This is a genomic window from Hydrogenophaga sp. RWCD_12 (assembly GCF_046604225.1).
In the GTDB taxonomy this organism is placed as follows: domain Bacteria; phylum Pseudomonadota; class Gammaproteobacteria; order Burkholderiales; family Burkholderiaceae_C; genus Hydrogenophaga.
The window spans coordinates 1,119,562-1,131,978 of the sequence record NZ_JBKIXC010000001.1 but is presented as its reverse complement, the minus strand read 5'-3'; the positions used below and the strand labels follow the sequence as shown (position 1 = coordinate 1,131,978).

Here is a 12,417-nt window from a genome sequence, read left to right as displayed (position 1 = left end):
TTCACTTGGCCAGTTTCACGAGGTCACCCTCGTTGAGGAAGCCCGCGCCCTGCACCGCCACCGACTCCTCGGCCTTGAGGCCGTCGAGCACCTCGACCCGTTCGCCCGTGCGGCGGCCGGTCTCGATCTTGCGCTGCGAGGCCTTGTTGTCGGCACCGACCACGAACACGTAGTTGTGGCCGTCGCGCACGACGATGGACTGGGCTGGCACGGTCAGCGCCTGGCTGGCGCCGAGCTGGAACTGGCCGCGCGCGAAGGTGCCTGCCTTGAGCTCGCCGTGTTTCGGCAGGTCGGCGAACACCAGCACATTGCGGGTCTGTGGGTCGGCGGTCGGCGCGATCGCACGCACCGTACCGGTGACCTTCAGGCCGCTGGCGGCGGTGACGTCGACCTTCTGCCCGACCTTGACCTTGCCGACTTCGGACGGCGTCACTTCGGCGCGCCACTCCATGCGGCTCTGGCGCACCAGACGGAACAGTTCCTGCCCCGCGCCTGCCACGGCGCCGACCGTCGCCGTGCGGGCCGAAATCACGCCGTCGTCGGGCGCGCGCACCTGCGTGTTGCCCAGCCGGATCTGGCTCGCACCATAGGCGGCCTTGGCCGCTTCGAACTGCGCCCGGGTCACCTTTTCCTGCGTCAGGTACTGCGCGATCTGCGACTTCGACAGCGCGCCGGTGTTCTCGATCGAACGCGCGCGGTCTGCGTCGGCCTTGGCGTTCTCGAAGCCAGCCTCGGCCTGCATCAGGGCAGCCTTGCCCTGCAGGTTTTCGGCCTCAGAGGTTTCGCGGGCGAAGGTAGCCAGCACCTGTCCCTTCTTCACCGCATCGCCGATGTTGACGTTCACGGTCGCCAGCCGCAGCCCGGGCACCTCGGCGCCGACGCTGGCCTCCTGCCAGGCGGCGATGTTGCCGTTGGCTTGCAGCATCAGCGACAGGCTGGCCGACTCGGGCTTGGCCGTGGTCACCGTCATGGCGGGCTTTGGCGCTGCAGCGGGAGCTCCTGCAGTCGCCGCAGGGGCAGCGCCTTCCTTGCCGTCCTTGGCAGCGTGCTTGTCGTCCTTGCCGCACGCGACCACAAGCACCGAGGTAAGCAACAGGGCGGCCGCCGTGCGGCCCGTCAGGTTCAGATGAAAAGGGTGCATGGTCTTCATGAGGCTTGGCGCACCGGCTCCGGTGCGGTCTGGGGATCGAAGCCGCCGCCCAGGGCGACATACAGGGCGATCCAGGTGTTGATGTGGTCCAGCTGCAGCGCGACGGCGCCGCTGTCGGCGTTCAGCTTGAGGCGGCGAGCGTCTTCCAGTTCGTTGAGGTTGGCGAGACCCACGCGGTAGCGTGCCTCGGTTGCTTCGAACGACCGCGTGTAGTCGGCGACGGCCTGGCGACTGGCAGACAGCTGCGTCTTCAGCGCGTCCAGCGCCACCAGCGCCTGTTCGACGTCCGACACCGCGCTGCGCAGCACACCGGCATAGGCCAGCGCCGCGGCTTCGTAGCGGGCGGTCGCCGCGTCGGCGGAGGCGTTCAGGCCACCACGGCCGATCAGGGGCAGGTTCAGCGCCAGCGGACCCACCGACCAGCTGTTGAAACTGGTGCTTTCACCGCCGGTGGTGAAGCGGTTGCGCAGCACGTTGCCGCTCAGGCTGAGGCTGGGCCAGAGCGCCGCTCGGGCCACGCCCACGCCTTCGGCCGCCGCAATCAGTTCCTGCTGTGCGCGGGCCACATCCGGCCGCTGCCGCAACACGTCCATCGGCACGGCCGCAACCGCCAGTGAAGAACCGGCCTGCGCCGGATCGGGCAGGTTCGCGCCGTTGCCCAAGCGCTCACGCAACTGCGGTTCGCTCACCCCGGTCAGCGCCACCAGCGCCTTGAACTGCTGTTCGCAGCTGCGCGTCTGCTGCGCCAGGCGGGCTCGCGCGTCGGCCTGGCCGGCGCGGGCCAGCGCGGCAGTGGCGGGCGCGAGCAGGCCGGCGCGTTCGGTGTCGGCGGCGCTGCGCGCCGTGACTTCGCGAGACCGGAAGTCGTTGTCGATCACGGCACGTTGCGCGAGGCAGGAACGCCAGCCAAGGTAGAGGCGTGCCGTTTCGGCCGCCGTCAGCACCCGGGCCTGGTGCCAGCCCGACTGCGCCGCGGCCGCTTCGGCGGCGGATTGCCGCACCGACGAGGCATTCTGGCCCCAGAGGTCCACCGCCCACGAGGCCTGCAGGCCCGCGTTCATCCCGGTGCCCAGCGGCGCACTGGCGCTGACGCCTCGGTAGACACCCGCCGTCAGGCCAACCTGCGGCAGGCTGGCGCTGTCGGCCCCGGCCAGAGCGGCGCGTGCGCCATAGACCTGCGCCCGCGCAGCAGCCACACTGGCGCTGCCCTTCTGGGATTCGGCGATCAGGGTGGGCAGCTGCGCATCGCCCAGGCGCGACCACCAGTCGGCCAGAGAAGTGGTCTGCCCGTTGTGTGGCAGCGGCGGCGCGTACCAGCCGGCGGGCGCGCCGGTGTCGGCGCTGCGCACGGCAGCGGCGGGCGCGGGGCCCATGCTGCCGCAGGCCGTCAGGCCCGCGGCGGTTGCCAGGATCAATAAATTCTTCATTGGAACAAGGAACTCCCGCTGCATTGCGGCGCAGCAAACCCGAGAGCATATCGACGCTGACTGCATGGCCAGGCCGATTTTTGTTTCAGTTTTTTTCAGTTGCGGTCAGCTCGGGAAACATCACGTCGGTGTAGCCAAACCGCGAAAAGTCGCGCACCCGCATCGGATACAGCATCCCCTGCAGGTGATCGCACTCGTGCTGAACCACACGAGCATGAAAACCTTCGGCCTCGCGGTCAACCCTACCGCCGTCGGGGGCGAACCCCTGGTAGCGGATGCGCTGCCAGCGCGGCACCATACCTCGCAGCCCCGGCACCGAAAGGCAACCCTCCCAGCCCTCTTCTTCCGTGTCGCCCAGGGGCGCGATCACGGGATTGATGAGCACCGTGCGCGGCACGACCGGTGCATCGGGGTAACGCGGGTTGGGTGCCCCAGTGCCAAAGATCACGACCTGCAGGTCGACGCCGATCTGCGGCGCCGCCAGCCCGGCGCCGTTGGCGTCGGCCATGGTGTCTTCCATGTCCTGGATCAGGGCATGCAGCTCGGGCGTGTCGAAGGCGGTCACCGGTTGCGCCACGCGCAGCAGGCGGGGGTCGCCCATTTTGAGAAGGGGTCGGATGGCCATGGGAGTCGGAGGTGGCTTTTCAGCAGATCCGCAATTGTCGACCGACTTGCCGCGACTGCCACAACCCCCACCAGCATTCCTGACAATCCGTTGTCAGCAGTGCCGGCGCCGGCCGGGCGCTTGCGGCGACGAAATCAGCCTGCCGGCGCCGCCAGCAGCGCCAGCATGCCGGCCTCGTCGATCACCGCCACGCCCAGCTCGCGCGCCTTGTCCAGCTTGCTGCCGGCCTCTTCGCCCGCCACCACGTAGTCGGTCTTCTTGCTCACCGAGCCCGAGACTTTGGCGCCCGCGGCCTCCAGCAGCTCCTTGGCTTCGTCGCGCTTGAGCGTCGGGAAGGTGCCGGTCAGCACGAAGGTCTTGCCCGCCAGCGTCTGGGCGGCGCGCTCGACCGGCGCACCCTCTTCCCAGACGAGGCCACAGGCGCGCAACTGCTCGACCACCTCGCGGTTGTGCGGCTGCTCGAAAAATGTGTGGATGCTCTCGGCCACCACCGGCCCGACGTCGCGCACCTCGAGCAACTGCTCCACGCTGGCGTCCATGATCGCGTCCAGCCCGCCGAAATGCCGTGCCATCTCCTTGGCCGTGGCCTCGCCGACATGGCGGATACCCAGACCGAACAGGAATCGCGGCAGGGTCGTCTGCTTGGATTTCTCCAGCGCGTCGAGCACGTTCAGCGCCGACTTTTCGGCCATGCGGTCCAGGTTCGCCAACGCCATCAGCCCCATGCGGTACAAGTCCGGCAGCGTCTTGACCACGTCCCCGTCGACCAGCTGGTCCACCAGCTTGTCGCCCAGACCTTCGATGTCGACCGCGCGCCGCTGGGCGAAGTGCAGGATCGCCTGCTTGCGCTGGGCGCTGCAGAACAGGCCGCCGGTGCAACGGTGGTCGACCTCGCCTTCTTCGCGCACCGCAACGCTGCCGCAGACCGGGCAATGCGCGGGCATGGTGAATGGCTCGGCGCCGTCGACCCGCTTTTCGGGCAACACCGCGACCACCTCGGGAATCACGTCGCCCGCGCGGCGCACGATCACCGTGTCGCCGACCCGCACGTCCTTGCGGCGCGCTTCGTTTTCGTTGTGAAGCGTCGCGTTGGTCACCGTCACGTTGCCCACGAACACCGGCGCCAGCTTGGCCACCGGGGTGAGCTTGCCGGTGCGGCCGACCTGCACGTCGATCGCCTGCACCGTCGTCAGCTGCTCTTGCGCAGGGTACTTGTGCGCCACCGCCCAGCGCGGCTCGCGGGTCTTGAAACCCATGCGGCGCTGCAATTCCAGGCTGTTGACCTTGTAGACCACACCATCGATGTCGAAGGGCAGCGCATCGCGCTTGGCCTCGATCGCATCGTGAAATGCCACCAGGCCGGCAGCGCCGTCGGCCACGCAGCGGTCGGCACAGACCGGCAGGCCAAACGCAGCCAGCGCGTCCAGCAGCCCGCTGTGCGTCTCTGGCAGCGTCCAGCCACGCACCTCACCCAGTCCGTAGGCGAAGAACGACAGCGGGCGCTGCGCCGTCACCGACGGGTCGAGCTGGCGCACCGCGCCGGCGGCGGTGTTGCGTGGGTTGATGTAGGTCTTCTCGCCCTTCCCGCGCTGGCGCTCGTTGAGCTGGTCGAAGTCGTCGCGGCGCATGTAGACCTCGCCGCGGACTTCGAGGACTTCAGGGGCGTCACCCTGCAGCTTCAAGGGGATCTGACCGACGGTGCGGATGTTCTGTGTCACATCCTCGCCGGTTTCGCCGTCCCCCCGGGTGGCCGCCTGCACCAGCACGCCGCGCTCGTAGCGCAGATTGATCGCCAGACCGTCGAACTTGAGTTCGGCCGCGTACTGCACGGCCGGCGCTTCCGGCGCCAGCTCCAGTTCTCGCCGCACCCGGGCGTCAAAGGCCTCGGCGCCTGCGGCTGTCGTGTCGGTCTCGGTCTGGATCGACAGCATGGGCACCGCATGGCGCACAGGGGTCAGGCCGTCGAGGATCTTGCCGCCCACACGCTGCGTCGGCGAATCGGGGGTCAGCAGGTCGGGGTGGTCCGCCTCGATAGCCTGCAGCTCGCGGAACAGGCGGTCGTACTCGGCGTCCGGGACCTCCGGGTCATCAAGCACGTAGTAGCGGTGGGCGTGGTGGTGCAGCTGCGCGTGCAACGCGGCCGCGCGCTCCGCCGGCGTGGGCTCGGCGGCAAACAGGTCTTGGTTCATCAGGAGAACAGGCGGCGGGCCTGCGGGGAACCGGCGGACAGATCGTGGCTGTCCAGCGCGTCGTAGAGCGCCTCCAGGTCGGCGCCGATGCGGTCCATGGTGTCGCTGCCCAGCAGCTGACCGGCGTCATCGGTGATCACGCCATCCATGGCTTCGGCCAAAGCCGAGGCCGCCTGGCGCAGCTTGACGTAGGGCTGCTCGGAGCGCGGCACATGGGTCACTTCCAGCGACAGCGAAACTTCGCGCAGGGCGCTCTGCTCCGGATCCTCGGCCATGGCGGCCTGCGGATCAAAAGACAGGCTCAGGATCGGCGCCTGACCGACCACACTGCCCGGCAGCACCATGCGCCCGGGCAACACACCGGCCACAAAACCGAAGCGCGCCGCGTTCTGCGACACATAACCGGGGCTCCAGGCGGCGCGGCGCGCCCGCAGGGTCAGGCCCAGCTGGGCATCGTGTCCACTCGCAAAGGCATCCAGCTCGCGGGCTCGCGCCACTTCACCCCGCATGTCGGGGAAATCGGGCATCGCGCCGATGGTGTCGGCAAAGCCCTGCGCCTTCATCACGAACTCGGAGAACTCGATGTCATTGAGCGCGCCGGCCCGGTTGGCCAGCTGCACGCCCACCTGCAGCGCCTTGTAGCGCTGGCCAAGGCGCGGCGCCTCCCATTCGCCACCGTCGTCGACCAGACCCTCCACCGCGAACGGCTTGCTGCCCACGCGGCGTGTACCGGGCAGCGCCGCAATGACCGCATCACCCGACACCGGGCCGTCCAGCTGCAGCGGCGCGATCACGTCGATCAGCGCATCCAGGCCGGGCTTCTTCTCGGGCGTGGTCACCACATGGCTGAGCGTCACGGCGACGGCAGGCGCCGGCCGGATGTCTTCGCGCACCGACACCGCCTGGAACGGCTCGTCGCGCAGAACAGGTTCGATCCGTTCGCCACCATCGACGGGGTCGTCACCCATCACCGGATCGACCGCACCGACCGGCTCCGTGTCACCGGCATCCGGCTGCGGTGCGGCCTCGGCCTCCGGCAATCCACGCGCGGTGCGCGGTGCGCTGCGGCGGGTGACCCAGGCGTTGTAGGCCACAACGCCTGCGAGAACGAGACCGCCGACGATGGCCAGGCTGATTTGCAGGGTGCTCATGGGGTGGTAAGCGGTCGAAGAGGTCTGTGGTGGGGGTTCTCAGGCAGATTCGAGCATGCCGGCGGCGGACTCCATGTCCACCGCCACGATGCGGGAAACGCCCTGCTCCTGCATGGTCACGCCGATCAGCTGTTCGGCCATTTCCATGGCGATCTTGTTGTGGCTGATGAACAGGAACTGCGTGCCCTTCTTGCTCATGCTGGTCACCAGACGTGCGTAACGTTCGGTGTTGGCATCGTCCAGAGGCGCGTCCACCTCGTCCAGCAGGCAGAACGGCGCCGGATTGAGCAGGAAGATGGCGAACACCAGGGCAATCGCGGTGAGCGCCTTTTCGCCGCCGGAGAGCAGGTGGATGGTCTGGTTCTTCTTGCCCGGTGGCTGGGCCAGCACCTGCACGCCCGCGTCCAGGATTTCTTCGCCGGTCATGACCAGCTTGGCGTTGCCGCCGCCGAACAGCTCGGGGAACATCTGGCCAAAGTGCTGGTTGACCGTGGCAAAGGTATTGCCCAGCAGGTCACGGGTTTCGGCGTCGATCTTCTTGATCGCGTCTTCCAGCGTGTTCATCGCCTCGACCAGGTCGGCCGACTGCGCGTCCAGGAAGGTCTTGCGTTCGCGCGCGGCGGTCAGTTCGTCCAGCGCCGCCAGGTTGACGGCGCCCAGCGACTGGATTTCGCGGTGGAAGCGGTCGATCTCGCTCTGCAGCCCGGTCAGGCGCACATTGCCTTCGGTGATGCTCTGCGCCACCGCGGCCAGGTCGGCCTGGGCCTCGGCCAGTTGCTGGCTGTACTGCTCGACCCCCAGACGCGCGGCCTGTTCCTTGAGCTGAAAGTCGGTGATGCGCTGGCGCAGCGGGTCGAGCTCACGCTCCAGCTGCAGGCGGCGTTCGTCGCTGGCGCGCAGCTTGGCGGTCAGGTCGTCGTACTGGCTGCGCAGCGCGCCCAGCGCCTGCTCGCGCTCCAGCTTCATGGCCAGCGCCGACTGCAGGCCGGCTTCGGCGGCAGCGGCGGTGAATCGGGTGAGTTCGTCGCTGGCGCGTTCGGCCTCGTCGGCGAGCGACTTTTCCTGCGTCGCGGCGGTGTCCAGAGAACGCTGAAGTTCGCCCTGGCGCGCCTGCAGGCTGCGAAGCGTGAACGTCGCTTCCTGCGCCTGGCGTTCCAGGCTGCGTTGCTGTTCGCGGGCATCGTTCAGGCCGCGTTCGGCCGAGATCACCTTGTCGTCGAGTTGCGCATGCCGCTCCTGGCTGTCGGCCAGCTGCATGTCCAGTTCTTCAAAGCGGGCTTCGGCGGTGACGCGTCGTTCCTGCAATTCGTCCAGCTGCCCGTCGACCTCGGCCAGATCGGCGGCGATCTGCTCGCTGCGGGCGCGGGTCTGTTCAGCCAGCTGCGTCAGGCGCAGCATTTCCACCTGCAACTCGTGGGCCCGGCCGCGGGTCTCGGCGCCTTCTCGGCGCGCGCTCACCAGGCGCTGCGAGGCGTCTGTGTAGGCGGCTTCAGCGCGCACCAGCGCGGCACGCGCCTGTTCAGCGATCAGCACCTGGGCCTTGAGCTGCTTGTCGAGATTCTCGATTTCCTGCGCACGGGCCAGCAGGCCGGCCTGTTCGCTGTCGGGCGCGTAGAAGCTGACGCTGTGCGCGCTCACCACGTGGCCAGCCGGCACATAGATTGCATCGCCCGCCTGCAGCAGGCTGCGCTGCGCCATGGCTTCGTCCAGATTGGCAGCGGTCCAGCAGCCTTGCAGCCACTCGGCCAGCAACGCCTTCTGGCCCGCGTCGTTCAGGCGCAGCCAGTCGGTCAGCGGCTTGAGGCCGGCGCGGTCCGCTGCGGGCACCTCGGCGGCCGGCGGGCTGTAGAACGAGAGCTTGGCCGGTGGCGCGTCCTGACCGAAGGCCTTGACCATTTCCAGCCGGGACACTTCCAGCGCACTCAGGCGTTCGCGCAATGCGCCTTCGAGCGCGTTTTCCCAGCCAGGCTCGACATGGATGCGGCTCCACAGGCCCTGAAGCCCATCCAACCCGTGTTTGGCCAGCCAGGGCTTGAGCTTGCCGTCGGTGCGAACCTTTTCCTGCAAGGCCTTGAGGGCGTCCTGGCGGGCCGACAGATCGGACTGTTTCGCCGATTCCTGGTTGACTGCGGCCTGTGCGGTGCGGCGTTGTTCGTCCAGCTCGGGCACGCTCTCCTGCAGTTCGTGCAGCACGACCTCGGCCAGTTCGGCGGCCTGTTCGGCCTGCTGGAACGCCGCCTGCGACTGCGCCACGCGGGCTTCGTCGGGCGCGGCCAGGGCGTTGCGGTCGGCAGTCAGTCGCTCGCGGCGCTGGTTGAGCTGGCGGCTCTGTTCTTCGATGTTGCGCTGCTCGGCGGCCAGCACCTGAATCTGCTGCTGCACCTGGTTGACGCTGCCACGCTGCTCGTTGGCGGCGTTCTGCGCCGCGCGCAAGGCGTCTTCGAGCGCGGGCAGGCTGCCGGCCTGTTCTTCACCTTGCGCCGCCAACTCGATCGAGCGCTCTTCGGCCGCCACGATGGATTCCGCCAGTTGCTCCAGCTCGACGCCGGCGTCCTGGCTGCGGGTTGACCACGAGGCGATCTGTTCCTTGAGCTGGGCCAGGCGCTGCTCGGCGCGCTGGCGGCCTTCGACCACGAAGCGGATCTCGGCCTCGAGCTTGCCGACCTCGGCGCTGGCTTCGTACAGCTTGCCCTGCGCCTGGTTGACCTGGTCGCCGGCGGCATAGTGCGCCTGGCGGATGGTTTCGAGTTCGGATTCCACGCGGCGCAGGTCGGCGGTGCGCGACTCCAGGTCGTTGAGCGCCTGCGCGGCGTCGTTCTTGACCTTGACCTGGTCGGCCTCGGCCTCGCTGCGCTTGAGGAACCAGAGCTGGTGCTGCTTGAGCGTGGCGCCCGACTGCAGCGTGTTGTAGCGCGCAGCGACCTCGGCCTGCTTCTCCAGCTTGTCGAGGTTGGCGCCGAGTTCGCGCAGGATGTCTTCCACCCGGGTCAGGTTCTCGCGCGTGTCGGCCAGGCGGTTGGCGGTTTCGCGGCGGCGTTCCTTGTACTTGGACACGCCGGCGGCCTCTTCGAGGAACAGGCGCAGTTCCTCGGGCTTGGATTCGATGATGCGGCTGATCGTGCCCTGGCCGATGATGGCGTAGGCGCGCGGCCCCAGGCCGGTGCCCAGGAACACGTCCTGCACGTCGCGGCGGCGCACCGGCTGGTTGTTGATGTAGTAGCTGCTGGTGCCGTCGCGGGTCAGCACGCGCTTGACCGCGATTTCCAGGAACTGGCCCCACTGGCCGCCGGCGCGGTGGTCGCTGTTGTCGAACACGAGCTCTACGCTGGAACGGCTGGCCGGCTTGCGGTTGTTGGTGCCGTTGAAGATCACGTCCTGCATGGACTCGCCACGCAGTTCGGACGCCTTGGATTCGCCCAGCACCCAGCGCACGGCGTCCATGATGTTGGACTTGCCGCAGCCATTGGGACCGACCACGCCCACCAGTTGCCCCGGCAGCATGAAGTTGGTCGGCTCGGCAAAGGACTTGAAGCCCGACAGCTTGATCGAATTGAGGCGCACGGTGACTCGGTCTCGGAAAGCTAACTGGTTGATTTATAAGAAAAATCCTCCCCAACACGGGGCCGGACCGCAACGCGCATGATACCGTGTCGACCTGTCGCCAGACGCACCGGCGAGCACGGTGCGGGGCCTTGGGATAATCCTCCCCCATGAATCCCAAGTTGTCCCTCCTGCAGCCCTACCCCTTCGAGCGGCTGCGCCAGCTGTTTGCCGGCGTCACGCCCAACCCTGCCCTGCGCCCGATCAGCCTGGGCATCGGCGAACCCAAGCACGCTACGCCGCAGATGCTGAAAGACGCCCTGGCCGCCGCGCTGGACACGGGCCTGACGGGCTACCCGGCCACCGCGGGCGAACCCACCCTGCGCCAGGCCTGTGCCGACTGGATGCAACGCCGCTATGGCGTCACCGTGAATCCGGCGAACCAGGTGCTGCCGGTCAACGGCTCGCGCGAGGCCCTGTTCGCCTTCGCCCAGACGGTGCTGGACGCCTCGAAGCCCGGCGCCACGCTGGCCTTTCCGAACCCGTTCTACCAAATCTACGAAGGCGCGGCCCTGCTGGGTGGCGCGCAGCCTTACTACGTGCCCAGCGTGGCGTCGCGCAACTTCGCGGTCGACTGGGACAGCGTGCCCGAGGAAGTCTGGTCGCGCACGCAGCTGATCTACGTCTGCTCGCCGGGCAACCCGACCGGCGCAGTGATGCCACTGGCCGAATGGAAACAACTGTTCGCGCTGAGCGACCGCCACGGTTTCGTGATCGCCTCGGACGAGTGCTACAGCGAGATCTATTTCCGCGACGAGCCGCCGCTGGGCGGGCTGGAAGCCGCCGTGCAGCTGGGCCGGACCGACTTCAGGAACCTGATGATGTTCACCAGCCTGTCCAAGCGCAGCAATGTGCCGGGGCTGCGCAGCGGCTTCGTGGCGGGTGACTCAGCACTGATCAAGAGCTTCCTGCTCTACCGCACCTACCATGGCGGCGCCATGAGCCCGGCCGTGCAGGCCGCCAGCGTGGCGGCCTGGGGCGACGAAGAGCACGTGATCGACAACCGGCGCCAGTACCGCGAGAAGTTTGCCGCCGTCACGCCGCTGCTCGCTCAGGTGCTGGACGTGGCACTGCCCGATGCGGCTTTTTACCTCTGGGCCGGCGTGCCAGTGTCGTTCGAGGGGAAAATCGCTGGCCTCAGTGCCGACGAGGCCTTCGCCCGTGAGCTGCTGGCTCAATACAATGTGACGGTTTTGCCCGGCAGCTACCTGGCGCGCGCCAGTGGTGGCGCCAACCCTGGTGCAGGCCGTGTGCGCATGGCCCTGGTGGCCGAACCCGCCGAATGCCTGGAAGCCGCCGAACGCATCGTGCGCTTCTGTCGCGAACAGACCCGCTGACCCGACCCTCTTTCACTCCAACGCTGACCAGCATCATGACCCAACAACTGCAAACCCTGATCGACACCGCCTGGGACCACCGCGCCGACTTCTCGCCTGCCTCCGCTCCGAAGGAAGTGCTGGACGCGGTCGAACACGTGATCGCCGAACTCAACAGCGGCAAGTTGCGCGTGGCCACCCGTCAGGGCGTGGGCCAGTGGACCGTGCACCAGTGGATCAAGAAGGCCGTGCTGCTGTCGTTCCGCCTCAAGGACAATGCGGTCATGAAGGCCGGCGACCTGGCCTTCTTCGACAAGGTGCAGACCAAGTTCGCGCACCTTTCCGACGCCGAACTCAAGGCCACCGGCGTGCGCGTGGTGCCGCCGGCAGTGGCACGCCGCGGCAGCTACATCGCTTCGGGCGCGATCCTGATGCCCAGCTACGTGAACATCGGCGCCTACGTCGACTCGGGCACCATGGTCGACACATGGGCCACGGTCGGCTCCTGCGCCCAGATCGGCAAGAACGTGCACCTCTCCGGCGGCGTCGGCATTGGCGGCGTGCTGGAGCCGCTGCAGGCCAACCCTACCGTGATCGAGGACAACTGCTTCATCGGCGCCCGCTCGGAAGTGGTCGAAGGCGTGATCGTGGAAGAAAACTCCGTGCTCGGCATGGGCGTCTACATCGGCCAGAGCACCCCCCTGTTCGACCGCGCCACCGGCGAGATCACGTACGGCCGCGTGCCTTCGGGCTCGGTGGTGGTCAGCGGCAACCTGCCCAAGAAGGCCGCCAATGGCGCCGACTACAGCATGTACGCGGCCATCATCGTCAAGCGGGTCGACGCCCAGACGCGTTCGAAGACCAGCATCAACGACCTGCTTCGCGACTGAATGGCCCACCCCCGTCGCTGCGCTCCGCCCCTCAAGGGGCAACACCTGCGGACTGGCAAAGCCAGATCC

General features: G+C 68.0%; 8 protein-coding genes. 2 read left to right on the top strand and 6 right to left on the bottom strand.

Annotated features, from left to right (window positions below; genetic code table 11):
* Nucleotide 1 precedes the first annotated feature (1 nt).
* From ACLIJ1_RS05340 to smc, 6 genes are all read right to left on the bottom strand, one after another.
* Nucleotides 2–1,150, bottom strand: coding sequence for an efflux RND transporter periplasmic adaptor subunit (locus tag ACLIJ1_RS05340; RefSeq protein WP_411364431.1), 1,149 nt, complete (start codon nt 1,148–1,150; stop codon nt 2–4).
* Entirely contained in the window at nt 1,147–2,577 is a 1,431-nt protein-coding gene (locus ACLIJ1_RS05335) for an efflux transporter outer membrane subunit (RefSeq protein ID WP_411364430.1), read from the bottom strand. The genes ACLIJ1_RS05340 and ACLIJ1_RS05335 overlap by 4 nt, the downstream gene beginning before the upstream one ends.
* Nucleotides 2,578–2,662: 85 nt before the next feature.
* The gene (gene def, locus ACLIJ1_RS05330) at nt 2,663–3,202 is read right to left on the bottom strand and encodes a peptide deformylase (protein ID WP_411364429.1); all 540 of its coding nucleotides are present in this window, start codon (nt 3,200–3,202) and stop codon (nt 2,663–2,665) included.
* Between the two features lie 134 nt (nt 3,203–3,336).
* A complete protein-coding gene (ligA, locus tag ACLIJ1_RS05325) occupies nt 3,337–5,391 on the bottom strand; it encodes an NAD-dependent DNA ligase LigA (protein WP_411364428.1) in 2,055 nt (684 codons plus the stop codon).
* Nucleotides 5,391–6,542, bottom strand: coding sequence for a cell division protein FtsZ (locus ACLIJ1_RS05320; RefSeq protein WP_411364427.1), 1,152 nt, complete (start codon nt 6,540–6,542; stop codon nt 5,391–5,393). The genes ligA and ACLIJ1_RS05320 overlap by 1 nt, the downstream gene beginning before the upstream one ends.
* A 39-nt stretch (nt 6,543–6,581) precedes the next feature.
* Complete coding sequence (smc, locus tag ACLIJ1_RS05315) at nt 6,582–10,103, bottom strand: chromosome segregation protein SMC (protein ID WP_411364426.1); 3,522 nt, start codon at nt 10,101–10,103, stop codon at nt 6,582–6,584.
* A gap of 149 nt (nt 10,104–10,252) precedes the next feature.
* On the opposite strand from smc, the gene dapC reads away from it, so the two are divergent.
* Together dapC and dapD are read left to right on the top strand one after the other, a co-directional pair.
* Nucleotides 10,253–11,479, top strand: a complete 1,227-nt coding sequence (gene dapC, locus ACLIJ1_RS05310) for a succinyldiaminopimelate transaminase (RefSeq protein WP_411364425.1) — start codon at nt 10,253–10,255, stop codon at nt 11,477–11,479.
* A gap of 35 nt (nt 11,480–11,514) precedes the next feature.
* Nucleotides 11,515–12,348 carry a 2,3,4,5-tetrahydropyridine-2,6-dicarboxylate N-succinyltransferase gene (gene dapD, locus ACLIJ1_RS05305; protein WP_411364424.1) on the top strand — a complete coding sequence of 278 codons (834 nt, stop codon included), beginning with the start codon at nt 11,515–11,517 and terminating at the stop codon, nt 12,346–12,348.
* The last annotated feature ends 69 nt before the right edge of the window (nt 12,349–12,417 follow it).